General features: G+C 39.1%; 22 protein-coding genes. 8 read left to right on the plus strand and 14 right to left on the minus strand.

What is annotated here, in order from left to right; translation table 11 throughout:
* Position 1: 1 nt before the first annotated feature.
* The 5 genes from ACRXC1_RS10680 to ACRXC1_RS10700 are packed head-to-tail and all read right to left on the minus strand — an operon-like array spanning position 2 to position 3,034.
* The gene (locus tag ACRXC1_RS10680; protein WP_433658652.1) at positions 2–520 is read right to left on the minus strand and encodes a hypothetical protein; all 519 of its coding nucleotides are present in this window, start codon (positions 518–520) and stop codon (positions 2–4) included.
* Positions 517–1,740, minus strand: a complete 1,224-nt coding sequence (locus ACRXC1_RS10685; protein WP_433658654.1) for a TolC family protein — start codon at positions 1,738–1,740, stop codon at positions 517–519. The genes ACRXC1_RS10680 and ACRXC1_RS10685 overlap by 4 nt, the downstream gene beginning before the upstream one ends.
* A 47-nt stretch (positions 1,741–1,787) precedes the next feature.
* Positions 1,788–2,120, minus strand: coding sequence for a hypothetical protein (locus ACRXC1_RS10690; RefSeq protein WP_433658656.1), 333 nt, complete (start codon positions 2,118–2,120; stop codon positions 1,788–1,790).
* A gap of 33 nt (positions 2,121–2,153) precedes the next feature.
* The gene (locus ACRXC1_RS10695; RefSeq protein ID WP_433658658.1) at positions 2,154–2,483 is read right to left on the minus strand and encodes a hypothetical protein; all 330 of its coding nucleotides are present in this window, start codon (positions 2,481–2,483) and stop codon (positions 2,154–2,156) included.
* A 14-nt stretch (positions 2,484–2,497) separates the two neighbouring features.
* A complete protein-coding gene (locus tag ACRXC1_RS10700) occupies positions 2,498–3,034 on the minus strand; it encodes a DUF924 family protein (RefSeq protein WP_433658660.1) in 537 nt (178 codons plus the stop codon).
* Positions 3,035–3,104: 70 nt separating this feature from the next.
* Between ACRXC1_RS10700 and ACRXC1_RS10705 the strand changes: the two genes are divergently transcribed.
* The 3 genes from ACRXC1_RS10705 (at position 3,105) to ACRXC1_RS10715 (ending at position 5,768) form a co-directional block, all read left to right on the plus strand.
* Positions 3,105–3,872: a hypothetical protein gene (locus ACRXC1_RS10705; RefSeq protein ID WP_433658662.1), complete on the plus strand. Its 768-nt coding sequence runs from the start codon at positions 3,105–3,107 to the stop codon at positions 3,870–3,872.
* Between the two features lie 86 nt (positions 3,873–3,958).
* Positions 3,959–4,564 (plus strand): FKBP-type peptidyl-prolyl cis-trans isomerase, encoded by a 606-nt coding sequence (locus tag ACRXC1_RS10710; protein ID WP_433658664.1) that lies wholly within the window; start codon positions 3,959–3,961, stop codon positions 4,562–4,564.
* Between the two features lie 124 nt (positions 4,565–4,688).
* A complete protein-coding gene (locus ACRXC1_RS10715) occupies positions 4,689–5,768 on the plus strand; it encodes a lipocalin family protein (protein ID WP_392909174.1) in 1,080 nt (359 codons plus the stop codon).
* A gap of 30 nt (positions 5,769–5,798) precedes the next feature.
* Here the strand turns inward: ACRXC1_RS10715 and ACRXC1_RS10720 are convergent, their stop codons facing one another.
* The 7 genes from ACRXC1_RS10720 to ACRXC1_RS10750 form a co-directional block, all read right to left on the minus strand.
* Positions 5,799–6,203 (minus strand): hypothetical protein, encoded by a 405-nt coding sequence (locus ACRXC1_RS10720; RefSeq protein WP_433658666.1) that lies wholly within the window; start codon positions 6,201–6,203, stop codon positions 5,799–5,801.
* Positions 6,204–6,328: 125 nt separating this feature from the next.
* Complete coding sequence (locus tag ACRXC1_RS10725) at positions 6,329–6,508, minus strand: hypothetical protein (protein ID WP_392909170.1); 180 nt, start codon at positions 6,506–6,508, stop codon at positions 6,329–6,331.
* A gap of 51 nt (positions 6,509–6,559) precedes the next feature.
* On the minus strand, positions 6,560–6,883 hold the full coding sequence (locus tag ACRXC1_RS10730; RefSeq protein WP_433658669.1) for a hypothetical protein: 324 nt from the start codon (positions 6,881–6,883) through the stop codon (positions 6,560–6,562).
* Positions 6,873–7,424: a hypothetical protein gene (locus tag ACRXC1_RS10735; protein WP_433658671.1), complete on the minus strand. Its 552-nt coding sequence runs from the start codon at positions 7,422–7,424 to the stop codon at positions 6,873–6,875. Before ACRXC1_RS10735 ends, ACRXC1_RS10730 begins: the two co-directional genes overlap by 11 nt.
* Positions 7,425–7,449: 25 nt before the next feature.
* The gene (locus tag ACRXC1_RS10740; protein WP_433658673.1) at positions 7,450–8,484 is read right to left on the minus strand and encodes a fatty acid desaturase; all 1,035 of its coding nucleotides are present in this window, start codon (positions 8,482–8,484) and stop codon (positions 7,450–7,452) included.
* 68 nt (positions 8,485–8,552) lie between these two features.
* Positions 8,553–10,448 carry an acetate--CoA ligase gene (gene acs, locus ACRXC1_RS10745; RefSeq protein WP_433659916.1) on the minus strand — a complete coding sequence of 632 codons (1,896 nt, stop codon included), beginning with the start codon at positions 10,446–10,448 and terminating at the stop codon, positions 8,553–8,555.
* Between the two features lie 63 nt (positions 10,449–10,511).
* Positions 10,512–11,543, minus strand: a complete 1,032-nt coding sequence (locus ACRXC1_RS10750; RefSeq protein WP_433658675.1) for a serine/threonine protein kinase — start codon at positions 11,541–11,543, stop codon at positions 10,512–10,514.
* Positions 11,544–11,623: 80 nt separating this feature from the next.
* Here ACRXC1_RS10750 and ACRXC1_RS10755 point away from each other — a divergent pair, with 80 nt between their 5' ends.
* Positions 11,624–12,064, plus strand: a complete 441-nt coding sequence (locus tag ACRXC1_RS10755; protein WP_433658677.1) for a DUF4430 domain-containing protein — start codon at positions 11,624–11,626, stop codon at positions 12,062–12,064.
* Here the strand turns inward: ACRXC1_RS10755 and ACRXC1_RS10760 are convergent.
* Both ACRXC1_RS10760 and ACRXC1_RS10765 read right to left on the minus strand, forming a co-directional pair.
* Positions 12,061–13,548 carry a protein adenylyltransferase SelO gene (locus ACRXC1_RS10760; protein ID WP_433658679.1) on the minus strand — a complete coding sequence of 496 codons (1,488 nt, stop codon included), beginning with the start codon at positions 13,546–13,548 and terminating at the stop codon, positions 12,061–12,063. The genes ACRXC1_RS10755 and ACRXC1_RS10760 overlap by 4 nt on opposite strands.
* A gap of 6 nt (positions 13,549–13,554) precedes the next feature.
* Positions 13,555–13,776, minus strand: a complete 222-nt coding sequence (locus ACRXC1_RS10765) for a SlyX family protein (protein ID WP_392909146.1) — start codon at positions 13,774–13,776, stop codon at positions 13,555–13,557.
* 137 nt (positions 13,777–13,913) lie between these two features.
* Here ACRXC1_RS10765 and ACRXC1_RS10770 point away from each other — a divergent pair, with 137 nt between their 5' ends.
* From ACRXC1_RS10770 to ACRXC1_RS10785, 4 genes are all read left to right on the plus strand, one after another.
* Positions 13,914–14,426 carry a TlpA family protein disulfide reductase gene (locus tag ACRXC1_RS10770; RefSeq protein ID WP_392909144.1) on the plus strand — a complete coding sequence of 171 codons (513 nt, stop codon included), beginning with the start codon at positions 13,914–13,916 and terminating at the stop codon, positions 14,424–14,426.
* Positions 14,427–14,491: 65 nt separating this feature from the next.
* The gene (locus tag ACRXC1_RS10775; RefSeq protein WP_392909142.1) at positions 14,492–15,223 is read left to right on the plus strand and encodes a YebC/PmpR family DNA-binding transcriptional regulator; all 732 of its coding nucleotides are present in this window, start codon (positions 14,492–14,494) and stop codon (positions 15,221–15,223) included.
* Positions 15,223–15,657 (plus strand): DUF5522 domain-containing protein, encoded by a 435-nt coding sequence (locus ACRXC1_RS10780; protein WP_433658682.1) that lies wholly within the window; start codon positions 15,223–15,225, stop codon positions 15,655–15,657. Before ACRXC1_RS10775 ends, ACRXC1_RS10780 begins: the two co-directional genes overlap by 1 nt.
* Positions 15,658–15,753: 96 nt before the next feature.
* Positions 15,754–17,241, plus strand: a complete 1,488-nt coding sequence (locus ACRXC1_RS10785) for a DUF4105 domain-containing protein (protein WP_433658684.1) — start codon at positions 15,754–15,756, stop codon at positions 17,239–17,241.
* Position 17,242: the final 1 nt, after the last annotated feature.

Here is a 17,242-nt window from a genome sequence, read left to right on the forward strand (position 1 = left end):
TTTAATGTGCGTGTCCGTATTCAGATTCATCTGTTGAGAAGATATCTGAGACGCGAAGAAGTCCAATACCGCTGACAACGATCTCATCGCCTTTAGCAAAAGCACCTGTTAACTCATGTTCATCAATTAGCTTAAAGAAGCCTCCTCTCTTACGATAAAGAGCACGCTCCTTCCCAACTACAACATAAGCACTGTCAGGAATACCTTTTAGACTCTTCTTATAAAGAGTTGTCTTAATCGCAAGTCTCTTTTGTGCTTCCTTAGATAATTGAAAACCATGTTCTTTATCGACTTTTGTAATGGCCATACCTTCGCCTGTTTTCTCTGCGCCATGGCCGTGGTGATCATCATGGTCGTCGTGTTCATCATGGTCGTCGTGTTCTTCATGATCGTCGTGTTCATCATGTTCATCATGTTCTTCATGCTTATGTTCATCGTGTCCATGTTCTTCGTGTTCATCGTGATGAGCCTCACAACCAACTAAACCTATCAGTAATATTAGTAAGAATATTTTTTTCATATTTGTTCCTCTAGAATCGTTCCTCTTAGTAAATAGATATTCCATAAAGCTTCGACTGCACCCATTTCGTAGTCATTTCGCCTGATAGAAAAATCCACCATTTGCCTGTGGGCCTCAATAATAAGCGACGTTGAAATCACACCGCGATCAAAGAGTTTTTCAATTCTCTTATGCTTCTTTTCTAAGACGGCCTGTGAAACCATTTTCTTGTAAACAGATTGATATCGTTGGTATTTTTGTATCCAATTTCTAAGATCGATTTGAAGATCAAGTTCGTCGTATCGAATTTGATACTCGCCTTTCTTAACTGCGGCCATCCCCTTGGCCTTTGCGCCGTCATTTGTATTAAACACAGGCAAGTCAAAAGTAAGGCTTAGACCAAAGGCATGCTCTTTCTCATCATCAACTTTTGAGTATTCATACATTGGCCCGATACTGAGGTCACTATAAGCGTTTGACTTAGCAACATCATACTCAGCTTTGGCAACAGCTAGTTGCGCTAGGCCCTTCTTGTAGTCAGTACTATCTTTTAGCTCTAATGATTTTAAGTTGATCTTTTTGAACTTAAATAATTTTGGCAGAGCACTTTTTGTGACAACACAATTCTTTCCTGCATTTAATTTTAAATGAACTTGCAGATTTGCTTTTTCAGCAATTAGCTCTGATAACCTGATGTAGTAATCATCCATCGCAAACGAAAGTGTCTCATACTCAACTTCCTGACTTGGTGATAATGACTTTCTAATCTTGCCTTTCTTATCAAAGACTTTCTTTAAAGAATCATATGACTCCTGATAGACAGGAATAAGCTCTTGAACCTGTCTTAGGCGATACATATTAAGGATATTCTCCAAAACAACTCTTTCTTTCTGACCTTTAGATTCGAGACTTCCAAGCTCTTTTAATCTCTGCGCCCAAGCCTTACGAGAACCTCTCTTCCCCCCTAACTCAAAAGTTTGAGTTAACTTAATCATGGAAGAGATTTCATTACTCCCTGCAGAGACAATCTCTGTTTCAACCTCCGGGTTATAAACCTGATTGGCCGAATTGATTTCACCTTCAAGTATCTCTTCATTGGCCTTTGCCAAATGATTAACTTGATGATTTGATTTAATTTTCTTCAAAAATTCATTGGCATCAGTGATACGACAACTTTGTCCATAGGTATTTAGACCTATGCACATGGCCGCTATCACGATACTACTTCGACTAGTACTCATCGTGTAAATCCTTTTAAATAAAAAAGTTAAAATTTAAATGTGAAAATTTACGATAAAGAAGGTGGCTTCTTTGCCGGATCGAGGTATGGGGATTTGAAGAAATCCAATCTTGGTGTTTGTGTATTATTACTTTTAAGAAGTGGTAATTTTAATTGAACAGTATGTTCGAGATTGGCCAAGAAGTGAAGGCCAGTGCAATGAATATGGCAATGATCAGCTCCACTGTCATGATCATCACAATGATCAGGATGATCGAGTTTAGATTTCTCGACTTTAGTACTTTCTATATTATCCACAGATAATTTAATTTCATGGGCCTCATGAGTGAAGCTCACAAAAATCATAAAGACTGTGAATAGTGAAAGTAGAATTCGCATCATGAGTAAAATACTAACATGCTCAGATATTGGAGTCTAGCCTCCAGTTTGTTTCCACTTTAAATTTTTTTTATCGAAGTGTGCCTTAACTTGATCAAGCTTTTCGCCGTGAACTTCGATATAGTCGTTTTTAAAGGCACCTCCAACACCAAGAGACTTTTTTAAATCCTTAGCAAGTTTCTGACACCATTTTTTATTTGCAGGAAGATCGCTAATTTCAACAATTGCTCTTCCCTTTCCTGAAGTTAGTCTTCTAATTTTTAAAACAAGTTCAGATTCATTAACTTCTTCTTTAGAATTATTTTTACTATTTTGTTTTCTTAAATCACCGGCCTCGTCAGACCACACTAGTTTTGCATCTTTCATTCTTCAATCATAACTCAGAAACTAGAATTTGGCATTTTCAAAAAATCAATCTCTTCAGGAGTTGATTCTCGGCCGAGTACTTCATTGCGATGCGGGTAGCGGCCAAAGCGTTCGATTATTCCCATATGCTGATGCATATACTGGAGGGCCATATCATTTTCTAGCTTTTCAAAAAGTTTTAATCCTTCTTTTTGAATCGTTATGGATTCACTATGCATATAGGGCATATAGAGAAAGTGCTTCTTTCTAGTCGTAAAGCCTTCATCTGTTTTTTGAAGAATTGCCTCTTGGGCCAAGACCAAGGCCATATCATCACTAGCAAAGGAGCGTGCATCGCCACGATAAATATTGCGTGAGAATTGATCGAGAATGATAATTTCGGCCAAGCGACCAAGATGTTCTTCTCTCCACTCAAATAACTCTCCCTTTGCGGCCTTGGTGTGAAGTCTTCCAAAGCGTTTTTCGATCTCGCGATCAATGCGGCTATCCTTCATCCACTTTTGCTCGTCGGTAAGCTCATCAAACCAAAAATCAAGTACTTCGTGGTACATAAAGTCTCCTATTTAATGAAATTTTACCCGCTATCTTGTTCAAAATTCGAAATCTGGGTAGAACCTATTCATGAAAAAATTAATCCTTCTAGTTTGTTTATTTACATTAACAAAATCAGTCTTTGCGGCCGTTAGCAAGGACGAGTACGAGCAAGTCAAAGACGCTCTCTATCAAGCTTATAGTGAACTTGCCCCATCACAAAATGAAGTTTTGCAAATTAACTTACCAATTGCAGGTTTACCTGATTCGTATTGGTGGGATATTGATATGATCCATGCCTCATATGTCCAGGCCACAAACCAAGAAGATCAAATTGAACACCGTATCTACTTAATGGGTGGCTTTGGCCGACTTGAGGGAATGACTCCTGACGGACTGGCCCTAACGGCATGTCATGAGATCGGCCACGGTATTGGTGGTGATCCTAAGAAAGATGACCCAATGAATATGGGTTATCACTCTTCAATGGAAGGACAATCTGATTACTTTGCGACGAAAGATTGCTTAGCAATTGTCTTTAAGTATCTTGCGCAACTTCGTGAAGTAAAAGAGAAGCCTATCTATAAAGAACTATGTTCTAAACAGGACAAGCACGAGTACTTTACTTGTCTTAGACTTCTAACTGCCATGGAAGCCGATCAGGCCTTTTTTAAAAGTCATGGTGATGAAGTAAGTTTTGAGACATATTCTTCAAATGTGGCCACAGAGCTTAACACTGATCCATCATTCTATCCTGAGGCCCAATGCCGTTTTGACACAATGATCAACGGAATTTTAGACCTTAAGCGTCCAGAATGTTGGTATCCGGGTGGTGAAAAAAACGGAACGTTGCGCTAAAGACCTGTAAATTTTCGACATGTCCCCCATTAAATGCTAAGGTTCCCACTATTATTAGTAGTATTTAACCAAACAAAGGGTATTTAATGGAAACTCATATGGAAAAAGTAAGCTACATTATCGGTCGCCAAATTGGTTCTGATTTTGTTGCACAAGGAATGGAAATCAACGCTGAAATTTTCGCAAATGCAGTAGCATCTGCAATGAAAGGTGAAGCAAGCACTCTTTCAGCTGAAGAAACTCAAAAAACAATGACTGAGTTCCAAGAGCATATGGCAAGACAACTTGCTGAAGCAGCTAATAAGCTAGCTGAAGAAGGTCGTGCATACCTTGAAACAAATAAAGCAGCTGAAGGTGTTACAACAACAACTTCAGGTCTTCAATATAAAGTTCTAGAAGCAGGAACTGGTGCAACTCCAACTGCTGAGTCTACTGTAGAAGTTCACTATGAAGGTAAACTAATTGATGGAACTGTATTTGATTCTTCATTCCAAAGAGGACAAACAATTCAATTCCCAGTTGGTGGTGTAATCAAAGGTTGGACAGAAGCTCTTCAACTAATGAAAGAAGGTGATTCTTGGGAACTAACAATCCCATCTGAGCTTGCTTATGGTGAGCACGGTGCAGGAGCTAAGATTCCTCCACACTCAACTCTTATCTTTAAAGTTCAACTTATCAAAGCAAACGTATAAGTTTATAGAAGGGCCAAGATATTGGCCCTTTTCTTTAACTCTCCATAACCTTTCTTAACCAAACTTAAACTTCTAAATTGTTAATAAAAAGCTACATTCTCCTCCATAACTTATGGGAGGATTCATGAAAAAAGTATTATTCTTTTTTGCCGCGCTACCACTTTTCTTTAACTCTGCCTTAGCAGATAGAAAAAGCGCAGAAGAAACAAAATTATCAACAACAGAAACAGTCGGTGCAATGAAGCACACAAGACGCTTTAGAAATTTTTTAAGCGCTGCGCGAATTGCAGGCCTTGACGATATTGTAACAATTGATCACCCGATCACGATCTTTGCACCAAATGATGAAGCATTTGCAAAACTACCTCCTGAGACGGTTGAGTATCTTCTAGCAAACCCACTAGAGCTCAGAAAGCTACTTCTTTATCATATTGGATACGGACGCTTTGATAAGAAAGATCTTAGACAAAAGAAAGAAGTTAAGACATTTCACGGTAGAGTTATTCTAGTGGATCAAGATAGTGAAGAGTTTATTCTAAACTCAAGCACATTACGTCTTGGAACAATTAAGAAGCACGATAGAAATATCATCGTTCACGAAATCAATGAAGTTCTTATGCCTTCAGAAGAACTTCCTGCGAATAACTTCCAAACAGTTGAGTATGTTGATCTTTCACGCTACCTAGGAACTTGGTACCAACAAGGTGCATACGATGCTTTCTTTAACCTAAGATGTCAGGGAACAAAGGCAGAGTACACTCTTAAGCACCACCGCATTAGAGTAAAGAACTCTTGTCAGCTAGTTAATGGAAAAGAAAAAGTTGATAAAGCATATGCAAAAGTAGTTGATGAAATTTCAAACGCAAAACTTGCAGTTAGCTTTGTACCTCTACTTGGGTACTTTGGTGTAGGTGCTGGCGATTATCAAATCATCCACCTTGATGAAGAATATACTGAGGCAATCGTTGCTGACGCTAATAGAAATACTCTCTTTATTCTGACTCGAGAAAGAGAAATTGATGAAACAAAGTATGAAGAGCTAGTTCAGATTGCTGTTGATCAAGGTTTTAGACCGGAGTACATCAAAAGAACTCCTGTATATGAAGTAGTTGAGCCAACTGATACAACTGATACAACAGTTGGTGATAGCAATGACGACGATGTTGTCATTACTGATCCAGTTGAAGCTGATGTAATATTTTAAAAAAGAAAAGGGCCAGATTCTGGCCCTTTTTTATTCTACTTTAACTAGGTTTTTACAAACGATAATATTTCTCTCTTTCTTTGGAAAATGTGGAAAGAGATTGTATTTTGAAGATAGAGAATCAACCATAAACTTTCCGTTTCTTTGCTTCTCTAAAACAAGATCATTAAATCCAGTATATTCATCATCATGAAACCAGCGTTTCTCAACACCAGTATACTGACGATATAATCTAAACTCATCTGACTTATCTGTTTCTAAATCACCTTCAAGAACAAATGACTTATCACCTTTTTCAACAGTTGCGTGACAATATCCCTCATCACATTCAATAGAAACAATGCACCCGCTTGAGCTTTCATAATTCCCCGCTAATTTAGCAGCAAATGAATTTAAAGAAATAAGTGCAAGCAATGCGACTAGTGTAATTTTCATAGTGAACCTCATCTAATTTTTTTAAAATCTATCAGATAACGACACTAGATCATATAAGGGTGGTAAGAAATATTATGGTGATTAGATTTTAAACAAGGGGGCGGCGCCCCCTTAAGTATCTGAAATTATAGAGAATACATTTGAACGATGATGACAGCAAAAAAGATTGCTAGAAAAAGGGCCACACAGAAATAGAAGCCCCAAACACTTCCCTGCTCATCACCTTTGTTGTCATGTTGTCTAACTTTACCTTCATAATCAAATTTCTTTACTTCCAAAGAAGTATCTACTGATGCGTTTTCCATACATCCTCCATTGTTTTTAAATCAAATAATTTTTAAATTGTGATAATTGATCTAAGACAATGGTGGGCTGAGTCCAGAGTGAATGCCAAAGAATAGACTTGTGGCAAGTATTGGTAGTGTATTTGAAAGTTGACCATAAGAAGGAGTTCTTAGGTCATTATCGAGATTAATTAGATGTAAGTATTCATCGGGAAAGTCTTCCAAAGACTTAAGTTCTGGAGTTCTAGTGTGGCCTTCAATTGAGGAGCTGGCCTCTTGATTAAAGTCCAAAAAGATCTTGGCACTATCTTCAAAATCAATCTGTGTTGAAGCGGCACTTGCGATACTTCCCAGTAGGAAGAACCAGATGAATAGGATTATTTGCTTAATTTTCAAAGCGCCATAGTCCTCTTATATTTGTGACACCTGTTATGCGCCACTTATCTTTTTTCATTAAACTAAATACGACTTCAACAGGCTTTAGGGTATATTTGCCTTCGTTAATATTCTTCATGATCGTAGCATTTGTTTCGGGACGATTTGAAATAAGAGGAGGTCTTGTTAACTTCAACAAGGCAATTTGCATATCAAATTTATTATCGAACTCTGGCACGATAATAATAGTCCTAACAGTTGCGCGACTTCCCTCTTTTTTGACATCCACAACCTTAAATGAAAGTAGGCCCTGAATGGCCGTGAGAACTTCCTTCTTAGTCTTTTTGATATTCTTTTCCCAGGCAACAACATCTTTGACGAAGCCACGATAATCAGCGATTTGCTGCTGACTCCCAAAGCCTGGGTCATAGTAATTGAAAGTTTCTTCAAAATTGACCAAGAAAGTTTCGCGAACGACGGCCTCAACTGTTTGCTCTGGAGTTGGTTTTGAACAACTAAAGAATGTAGAAAGCATAATTAAAACTACGAGAAATCGTTTCATCCACTCATTATACACTCAGCTTGAGCTATGGCCTAATCATTTCTTTGTTAAATCTATGTATGGAAATTGACGTCACTAAAACATGGAAAATACTAGAATACGTATTACACTTATAAATATGATCTGGTGGAAGTTTCTTCATCAACTCCCTGTGGGCGGCGGCCAAATTTGTATAGGGAAGCTCTGGAAAGAGATGGTGAATGGCATGATAATTTAGTCCATTAACAAAGATGAAAAATGAACTAAGTCCCGACTCTATTGTCACAGTGTCTAAGAGGTGTTCTTCCCAACTCATAGGCTCTAGCTTCTCATTAGTATAAAGATGATTAAAGAGTGCGCGGTACATATTTAGCGTTGAAGAGATCACCACAATTGCAAACCAAATCCAGATCGTGCGCATAGGAAGAATTTCATTAAAGATGAGGGCCCCAACAATGACTTTATAGAGAACGCACATTAGGTCATTTCTAACCATACGGGCAACCTCTTTTTCTTCGTTTCGAATCGGTCTCTTATAATCCATGGAAAACGCTAAGGTGGACATATTTTGGTAAATCCAGACCTTTTGTTCCCTACTTAAGAGTGGATAAACAAGAGGAAGCACCCCAAAGCGGATGACCTGAACAATTGGTAGTGCAACTGATGCCATCAGAGGTCTCGATAAAGTTAGAAAGCTAAACTCTGAAATATACTTATACTCTGGATCTCTTTTAGTTCCATAAGTCTTCTTCCCATGGTGAAAAAGATGGGCGTCTCCTAGATAGACAGGATAAGCGTTAGGCCAACCAAAGAGGATATTAAAGGCCGTTCGATACCCTTTAATCTTCTTTGCAATATGACTCACCTCGTGAACTAAGATTGTCCCACGATAGATAAAGAAAATTGCAATAAGAAAAGTGAAGATATTAAAGTCGAAGCAAGTGTAGAAGAAAGCACTCCACCCAATGAGAGCATTAAGAAGTAGATCAAACCAAACCCTACCCTTATTTAAGGTATGGTGATTTTTTAAGATCTCCTTCATTAGCTGAATGTCATCTCTTTTAGATATTACCTCTCTCATCATACTGTTCTAACATGAGAGAGAGGCATCGATAATATAGCTACTTGAATCTTAACTTAAATTAAGAACTACTTCACACCATTCTTAATTTCTTCAACCACTGATGGGTCAAGAAGAGTTGAAGTGTCGCCAAAATTATTGAAGTCATGGGCCGCAATCTTTCTAAGAATTCGACGCATGATTTTTCCAGAACGTGTCTTTGGAAGTCCAGGAACAATTTGAATTTTATCAGGGCGAGCAACCGCACCGATCTCTTTCACAACTGTCGCATTAATTAGCTTCGTTACCTCGGCTTCGTCAGTAAGGTCAGTCACAACGTAAGCATAAATACCTTCACCTTTAACGTCGTGAGGATAACCAACAACCGCACTTTCAGCGATAGCATGATTCTTTCCAATGGCGTTTTCAATTTCTGCCGTTCCAAAACGGTGTCCAGAAACATTGATAACATCATCCACACGTCCAGTGATTCTAAAGTAGCCTTCAACGTCACGTTTTGCGCCATCACCAGAGAAGTAATAACCTTTATATGTTCTTAGATAAGCATTCATAAAACGCTCATGATTCTTATAAACCGTACGTAGCATTCCAGGCCATGGATACTTAATACAAAGTTTTCCTTCGGCCATTGTTTCACCAATCTCATGGCCATTATCATCAACTAGAACAGGAACAATTCCAGGAAGCGGAAGTGTTGCCTTACAAGGTTTTGTTTTCGTAAGTCCTGCAAGTGGAGAGATTAAAATCCCACCAGTTTCAGTCTGCCACCAAGTATCAACAATTGGACATTTCTTCTTACCAATAAATTCATTATACCAGTGCCAGGCTTCTGCATTGATTGGCTCACCTACTGAACCTAGAACCTTTAGACTTGAAAGGTCGTACTTAGCTGGAATATCATCTCCTGCTGCCATAAGAGCACGGACTGCAGTTGGTGCAGTATAGAAATGTGTCACCTTATTCTTTTCAACGATATCCCAAAAACGTCCAGCATCTGGATACGTTGGAACACCTTCAAACATCATTGTCGTGGCACCATTTAGAAGTGGCCCATAAGTAATATAAGTGTGACCAGTGATCCAACCAATATCGGCCGTACACCAGTACATATCTTGTTCATCGACTTGGAAAACATTCGCAAATGTATAAGCGGCCCAGATCATGTAACCAGCTTGCGTATGAAGAACACCCTTAGGTGTTCCTGTTGATCCAGACGTGTAAAGAATAAATAGAGGATCTTCGGCGTCATGTTGTGGGGCCTCGTGTTTGTCTGATGCCTTATCAAAAAGCTCATGCCACCAAACATCGCGACCTTCTTTCATCTCCACTTCATTTCCTGCACGTTTGTGAACTAAAACGCTCTTTACGCTTTTGCAGGCCTTATCTTCAAGCGCCTCATCAACAATTGACTTAAGCTCAGTCACTTTTGTTCCGCGAAGTCCTCCGTCATTTGTAACAACGAGATTACACTGAGCATCTTCAATTCTTCCGGCCAGAGCTTGGGCAGAAAAACCACCAAAGACGACAGAGTGGATTGCGCCAATTCTTGCACAGGCAAGAACAGTAAACATAAGCTCAGGAACCATCGACATATAGATACAAACGCGGTCACCTTTTTTAACACCAAGTCCTTCCAGCATATTTGCTGTTTTACAAACTTGAGCGTGAAGTTCTTTATAAGTAAATTCTTGGTTAGCTTCATTGGGATCGTTTGCCACAAAGACCATCGCCTTCTTATCACCACGAGTTGCAAGGTGGCGATCAAGACAGTTTTCAGTGATATTTAATTTCGCTCCATGAAACCAACGGATATCACCGTCTTTAAAATTACCTAGAGTTACTTCATCCCATTTTTTTGAAAATTGAAAATTCTCAGCAATTGATCCCCAATATTCAGATGGGTTATTCTTGGCCTGCTCATAGGCAGCTTCGTATTCTTCGAAAGTTTTTAGACGAATATCCATATTCATTACCTCACTTAAATTCTTTAAATAGAGGTAAATTTTCTCGCAACTTTTAAGATTCGTCTAGTAAACGTATGGATTCTTAACTTCTATTATCTTAGATAGTAAGGCCCTTAAGTCATTCATTTGCCCATACCAGTAATTTGGCGATTCAAAATAGCCAAAAGTATATTTGAATGAAGGATCATCCCAACGTTTTGCGATCCACGCACTAAAGTGAATTAGCCTTAGAGCACGTAGTGAAGGGATCAGCTTAAGTTGCTCGTATGGGAATGAGCGAATACTATCATACGCTTCTAAAAAGATATTGCGATCGATAACAGACTGCTGATCATCTCCTGGGCAAATTGGCCAAACGTCTTGAACGACAGGGCCCATTACCATATCGTCGAAATCAACAAAGAATGAGTCATCACCTCTTAAGATGATATTTCCCTTATGAAAGTCACCGTGGACTCTTTGATAATTTACATTTTCAAAGAGCGGTTTGGACTCACTGATGATTTGCTCGCAAATTGTTAAGAAGTGCTCGCGAATATCGACAGGTATATAATTTGTGGAAGCAAGAAATTTTAAATTCGCGACTCCATAAGTCTCAGGAGTCAGCTTAATTCTGTGATCTGCACTTTTTAAAGCACCGACACTATGAATACGGGCCAGAGAACGCCCCATAATTTCAAGCTGTTCGATATTCATTTCTTCAGGGTTTCTGCCCCCTCTCTTTTCATAGAGGCAATAGAAAATCTTGTGATCTGGCATCTCAAATAGAGTTGTGCCCTCAATTTCAAGTGGGGCGATTACAGGAATCTCCGCATCATCAAGATCCTTTATGAAATTATGCTCATCAATGATCTGATCCTTCGTCCAACGTCCAGGACGATAGAACTTGGCCACAATAAAGTGGTCACTTGGGGAATTGATCTCAGAGTCAGGGCGGTCCACCTCAATCTCATAGACTCGGTTTTCGATACTATTTAACGGTAGGCAGCGCCCCGTCGTCTTAAAACCGACTGCATCAATAGCATCTAAAATGGCCTCTGGATTTAATTGGAAGAAATACTGGGTCTCTTCGCTGCCCCATACATAATCACTCATGTAAAAAATCATATGCTTGCGCACAGTGCCATGGCAATGAAAACCTCGGGTGCTAGAAAGCCTTATACTTAGGAGAGATTATGTACAAATTTGCACTTTTAGCACTTATTTCAACTTTTAGCTTTGCCGCAACTTTTGAATTCGTTGGCCCTTGTAAAAGAGGTGCACTCTTTAAAACTGAGATGCAACTTAAGAATGGTTCTACAGTTGGAAGTGCGACGATCGATCTTCTCAATAATTTTGGTATTGCTTACAAAGGGTCTCAAAGAGGAATCAACTCTATCTTTGATACACCAACTGGAATTGATGCCATGGAAGTCTTAAGTGACACTCAAATGAATGCACATGGTTGGTGTTATTCAGTAAATGGCCAAAGTCCAGAAGTATATCCAGATGAAGTTCCACTAGGAAACGGTGACCACGTTATGTGGTGGTTTGGCTATGCTCACTACGACAGCGGTAAATGGCTAACTCAATGTGAACCAACTTGGAAGCGTGCTCCTGCTCAATTTTGTCATTAACTAGAACAACTCAGAGTCGAGCAACCAGGCCTTGATGTCGACCAATCAGGTGCCTTAACAAGAAAAGGTCTTGTGAATTCATTTAACTCGTATGGATTTGCAATGGCCTTTTCAAGATTTCTTAGAGATGCCTCATCCCCTTTTTCTAAATCATCTAAAACTATCTGCACAATATAATTACGTGGAATAAAAACAGGATTTGCTTCGTTCATGACTCCAAAAGCAATCATAGGATCGATTCTTTGAAGCTTCTGCTCTCGTTGCCACTTAGCGACCCAAGTACTGATACGAGAAAGATCAGAGTCACTTAAATCTTTATAGAAAGCATCTTGCCACGAGACTTCCTTGCCTTCCATCACAGACATAAGTGTTCGATAAAAGAGAGTCATATCAGCTTGCAGCTCATATTTTAAATCAAATAGCTCATCGATAAATTCACGAGTACAAGTCTTAAGCCCTAGCTTCTTTGCCACACTCTCCTGATAAAAGCCGTGAAAGTATTCTGGAAATTGGTCAAGAACTTCATCTAAACCTTCAAGGCATACGGTCTGCAGAGCTTCTTTAAGTTGTGCAAGATTCCAATAAGCAATGCTTACTTGATTAATAAAGCGGTAGCGTCTTTCCCTGAAGTCCGTTGTATTTGGTGTCCAATTCGGATCAAAGCGATCTAGCCAACCGTAAGGACCGTAATCAATTGTTAGTCCAAGCATCGAAAGATTATCAGTATTCATCACGCCGTGAACAAAGCCTACACGCATCCACTCGCTCATTAAAAAAGCTGTTCGACGAGTAACTTCCTTAAACATCTCCTTGATGCTCATCCCTGGAAAATAATTATCAATGGTGAAGTTCACAAGCTCAGTTAGTTCTTCTAATTCATGATTGGCAGCATGGATCTGATAGTGACCAAAGCGCAAGAAGCTTGGTGCGACACGAGTACAGATGGCCCCCTTTTCATAGGCAGCATTTCCATCATAGAACATATCACGTAGGACCTGTTCACCTGTTTCAACAAGGCATAGCGCTCTTGTCGTTGGAACACCTAAGTTAAACATGGCCTCCGAACAAATATACTCTCTTAGAGACGAGCGTAGAACTGCCTTACCATCAGCACCTCTTGAATATGGTGTAAGGCCCGCGCCTTTTAGCTGAACCTCAAGTCCATTATGAAGACCTAAAGTCATGGCCCTGCCATCACCTAATTGTCCTGCCCAGTGGCCAAATTGATGTCCTCCGTAGCGAGTTGCCACAGGAGCAGTATGGTACTCTTCTTGATTACCACTTAGCAGCTTTAGCCAACTCTCTTTGTCAGTCTCATTAATCCCCATGGCCTTAGCAAGGTCCTCTGACCAGCATAGCTCTTTAGGAGCGGGAGACTTCTCAGGAGTGACACGACTAAAGTGTGCCCCTGGAGTTTGTTGTGGGCGACCCGTAAGATCTTTAAATTCACGCAGGCCCTTATATGCTACTTCTAGTTTAATCATAATTACCTAATAATGTGGTGGTTTGAAATCTTTGAGATTCTCAAGAGTCATTTGTTCACCAGAAACCTCTCCCTGATTGGCCAGAAGATTTCTAATATGGACGACAAGCTCATCAATGATGAATTCTTGTTTAGTGACAACTTCATTTAGTTGGCCAAGTAAATGATCTTGGTGACAAAATTTTTCTTCTAATGCGATTAATTTCTTTTCAAGTTCTTCATTATTCATGTCTATAAACTACTACATTACTCAACTAGCGTCTATTTCTTAGTCGATGAATACTGTAGTTTTGGGCGCTTACAGCTGTTAAAAATATTAGGATTTTATTAATATGGCCTCTTCCAATACGTGGTACAATTACTGCCATGAAAAAGAAGTGGAATATTGCCACAAATTTCATCTCCATCCTTCTTGTTGGGTTCATTATTTACAAGCAGGCCCCTGCTGTACTCAATAACTTTAAAAAAGAAGGAAGTACTCTTGCTCCTAAAGAGTATGTGGATCTTCGCACAAATAAGAAGCTCGAGTTCCCAAGTAAGGATCTACAAAATAGAAGCCTCGCTATCTTCTGGGCCACTTGGTGTGGGCCATGTAAAGTCGAGATGAAACGTCTTCATCAATCAGTCCTGGAAGGAAAGCTTTCAGCTGATCAGATTTATGCCATCAATTCATTTGAGAATGAATCAACAATCAGAAGATTTATTGGGCAATCACCTTATGAGTTTCGCTTTATCTCTTCACCATACGCGGTACAAGCACTTGATGTTAAATCAACTCCCACAACAATTCTGCTTGAAGGACCTCATGTCAACTCAATGAGCTCAGGTCTGAGTTTTATCGGGATTTGGCGCGCAGAGCAATACCTCGCTAAGAAGTAGTTTTCTCGACAAATAGTCACTCTCTGGCTACTATTAACAATACTTTATTTTTAAACGAGGATTCTATGGGAAGAAAATGGGCCAATATCGTCAAGAAGAAAGGCGCTCTTGATAAGGCAAAAAGTCAGATTTACACAAAGCTATTATTTGAAGTAACAAAAGCAGTTAAATCAGGTGGCGACGACCCAGGCTCAAACTTTATCCTTAAAATTGCTCTTGATAAGTGTAAGGCAAATAATGTTCCTAAAGATAATATCGATCGTGCCATTAAGAAAGGCCTTGGTGGAGAAGACGACGGTTACGAAGAAATCAACTATGAAGGCTATGGGCCAAATGGTGTTGCAGTATTCGTTGAGGCCTCAACAAATAATCCGACTCGTACCATTGCCAATGTAAGAGTTCATTTTAAAAAGGCCGGTGGTTCAGTTGGAACAACAGGAACTCTTCAGTATGTCTTTTCAAGAAAGGCCCTATTTGAAGTTCCAGTTGCAGAGCTTGATGAAGACGAGTTCACATTAGAGATGATTGATGCTGGTGCGGAAGATATTGAAGTCGAAGATGGCTACTTTTCAATCACTGGGCCAATGGAAGTCTTTGGCTCGATCTCTAAGAAATTAGAAGAGATGGGAATTACACCAGAAGAAGCAACACTTGAACAAATTCCACAAACCTTCAAAGAAGTTGATGATGAGACGTATTTAACTATAATGAAGATGGTGGATGGACTTGAAAGTGATGAAGACGTTCTAAAGGTTTACCACAATATTCAATTTGATGAGCGCTTCGAAAATTTATAATGGATAAAGCAAAACTAACCTATACAAATGAACAAGGACGAGAGGTGAAAACCTCTCAATTCCTTAAAAACCGTGGTTCTTGTTGTAAGACGGCCTGTCTTCACTGCCCTTACGGTTTTACTTTAAAGAAACATGGCATTCAAAGCCAAGAAATTGCTACGGACAAAATTGCTAAAGCACAAGCAATTTTAGATGCCAATCAACAAGAGTCTCCCTCTGTTGCCTCCTCTTTAATGGGAGCGGCCTTTGGTGGAACTAAACCTAAGAAGGTAACAATTTCAGAAGCAAACTCAAGTGATTTTGCCTTTGTTGAGCTCAAGGGAGAGACCTTTGGCCTTATCGAAAAAGGTAGCGTCCAGGCAAAGAAGCTCTATCTTAAAGAGCAATTTAAAGAGCAAGGACTTGATCTCGATACAGTAAATTCAATTATATAGAAACTGTTCACTATTTTTACACACTCTTCTTTTTTTCAATTTCTCTGTGAGATAGCTGTAATCAATTTATATTGAAACAGATTAAACGGAGAAAATATGAAGAAGATGACTCTACTTTCAGTAGTGCTTACGGCACTTCTTAGCTCACTGACAACTCAGGCCAGACATGATGAATCGTACTTTGAAAAAAGGCAGCGTGAACGTATGGAAGAGCGTAGAAAGCAAAAAGCACTTGAAAAAAGGGCCAATCAAATCAATTGGGGAGCAAATTACCAAGATCTTCTTAATGAGAACTCTCGTTTTTTCAAAAGACTTTTTGAGCGCTATGAGAATGGAAATATCATAGGCCTAGAGCTTGTGATCGCTTCAAGTTCTTGGTCAAATATTGAAAGTGGCTTTGGTCACACCATGCTACGTTTTGTGGACAATGTAGGTACAGAAGCTGACGACGTCGTTCTAAGCTTTGTTGCCAATGTCGACACCCTAAAGCTCAATTACTTTAAAGGAATCTTTGGCGGCTATCCTGTATTTCCTCAAGTTAAGAGTCTTCGCATGTTTATGGATGAATACAATAATAAACAAAGACGAGACCTTGATCGCTATATCATTATTTCAAATGAAGAAATTAGAAAAAATATTATTAACGAACTAAGAAATCAGTGGGAACAAGTTACTAACCATCGTGTCGAAACACAAAAGTCAGTTCTACAAGAAACTCTTGAAGAACTTAATCAATTTTCAACAAAGAAGTATGGAGAAGGTAACTACGGAATCCTTCCTCTGCGTTCAGGAACAGGATCAGTCTTTGCTCTTACTCCAGTTCCAAATAACTTAACATCAAATTTTAAGACGACAGTTGAAGAAGTATTTCCTGTTAAATATGAGTTACCAGAAAGTAGCGAATTAGGAGATTACACATTCTTCTCTAATAATTGTGCTGGTGCACTTGTTAACTTCTTAAAGCAAGTTGGCTACCCATATCACAAAAAGATGGGGTTCAAGGGGCGTATCCCACTTGCTCTTCCAGACTACCTTCAAAGAGCATTAATTAACCCATACCCTATTATTAAGATCCACTCGCTAAGAGAGCTTAAGGATAAAGCAGCAAGTATTCTTGAATTAAAAGATGAAAGTTATCTGCAATACGATATCAACACAGACCAAGTTAAGAAGCTTCAAAAAGCTCTTAGCTTAAATGAGTTTAGAAAGCTTAATGAAATTGCAACTCTAGATCTTGATGCTTTTAAATACTATGCCTCTCAGATTCAAGAAACAAAGGCCGTCTCCTTTGATGAGCTTCATGGAATTACAAAGGCTCCAAATGCACTTTATGAAATATGCAATAACTCTAAATGTGAACAAGATGTGATTAAAGGACTTGAAGAGTTTTATGGAAAAGGTGCCTTTTCTAAGATTAAAGAAATCAATAAGGAAAAGTCACTTAAGGCCATTACAAAGTGGAGGCATGACCACAGCACAAAGAGAAGAAAAAAGGTCATCACTCGCCCTTACAAAGGTTTATTAGTTAATAAGAAAATATTAGATCATCAAAAGAGATTCTACCTACTCGATTCGAGATGGTAAG

The sequence above is a fragment of the Halobacteriovorax sp. GFR8 genome, from assembly GCF_050955245.1.
In the GTDB taxonomy this organism is placed as follows: Bacteria; Bdellovibrionota; Bacteriovoracia; order Bacteriovoracales; family Bacteriovoracaceae; genus Halobacteriovorax_A.

Coding starts and splice junctions, on each gene's coding strand:
- ACRXC1_RS10680 (WP_433658652.1), bottom strand. CDS start 520: ATGAAAAAAATATTCTTACTAATATTACTGATAGGTTTAGTTGGTTGT.
- ACRXC1_RS10685 (WP_433658654.1), bottom strand. CDS start 1,740: ATGAGTACTAGTCGAAGTAGTATCGTGATAGCGGCCATGTGCATAGGT.
- ACRXC1_RS10690 (WP_433658656.1), bottom strand. CDS start 2,120: ATGATGCGAATTCTACTTTCACTATTCACAGTCTTTATGATTTTTGTG.
- ACRXC1_RS10695 (WP_433658658.1), bottom strand. CDS start 2,483: ATGAAAGATGCAAAACTAGTGTGGTCTGACGAGGCCGGTGATTTAAGA.
- ACRXC1_RS10700 (WP_433658660.1), bottom strand. CDS start 3,034: ATGTACCACGAAGTACTTGATTTTTGGTTTGATGAGCTTACCGACGAG.
- ACRXC1_RS10705 (WP_433658662.1), top strand. CDS start 3,105: ATGAAAAAATTAATCCTTCTAGTTTGTTTATTTACATTAACAAAATCA.
- ACRXC1_RS10710 (WP_433658664.1), top strand. CDS start 3,959: ATGGAAACTCATATGGAAAAAGTAAGCTACATTATCGGTCGCCAAATT.
- ACRXC1_RS10715 (WP_392909174.1), top strand. CDS start 4,689: ATGAAAAAAGTATTATTCTTTTTTGCCGCGCTACCACTTTTCTTTAAC.
- ACRXC1_RS10720 (WP_433658666.1), bottom strand. CDS start 6,203: ATGAAAATTACACTAGTCGCATTGCTTGCACTTATTTCTTTAAATTCA.
- ACRXC1_RS10725 (WP_392909170.1), bottom strand. CDS start 6,508: ATGGAAAACGCATCAGTAGATACTTCTTTGGAAGTAAAGAAATTTGAT.
- ACRXC1_RS10735 (WP_433658671.1), bottom strand. CDS start 7,424: ATGAAACGATTTCTCGTAGTTTTAATTATGCTTTCTACATTCTTTAGT.
- ACRXC1_RS10740 (WP_433658673.1), bottom strand. CDS start 8,484: ATGAGAGAGGTAATATCTAAAAGAGATGACATTCAGCTAATGAAGGAG.
- acs (WP_433659916.1), bottom strand. CDS start 10,448: ATGGATATTCGTCTAAAAACTTTCGAAGAATACGAAGCTGCCTATGAG.
- ACRXC1_RS10750 (WP_433658675.1), bottom strand. CDS start 11,543: ATGAGTGATTATGTATGGGGCAGCGAAGAGACCCAGTATTTCTTCCAA.
- ACRXC1_RS10755 (WP_433658677.1), top strand. CDS start 11,624: ATGTACAAATTTGCACTTTTAGCACTTATTTCAACTTTTAGCTTTGCC.
- ACRXC1_RS10760 (WP_433658679.1), bottom strand. CDS start 13,548: ATGATTAAACTAGAAGTAGCATATAAGGGCCTGCGTGAATTTAAAGAT.
- ACRXC1_RS10765 (WP_392909146.1), bottom strand. CDS start 13,776: ATGAATAATGAAGAACTTGAAAAGAAATTAATCGCATTAGAAGAAAAA.
- ACRXC1_RS10770 (WP_392909144.1), top strand. CDS start 13,914: ATGAAAAAGAAGTGGAATATTGCCACAAATTTCATCTCCATCCTTCTT.
- ACRXC1_RS10775 (WP_392909142.1), top strand. CDS start 14,492: ATGGGAAGAAAATGGGCCAATATCGTCAAGAAGAAAGGCGCTCTTGAT.
- ACRXC1_RS10780 (WP_433658682.1), top strand. CDS start 15,223: ATGGATAAAGCAAAACTAACCTATACAAATGAACAAGGACGAGAGGTG.
- ACRXC1_RS10785 (WP_433658684.1), top strand. CDS start 15,754: ATGAAGAAGATGACTCTACTTTCAGTAGTGCTTACGGCACTTCTTAGC.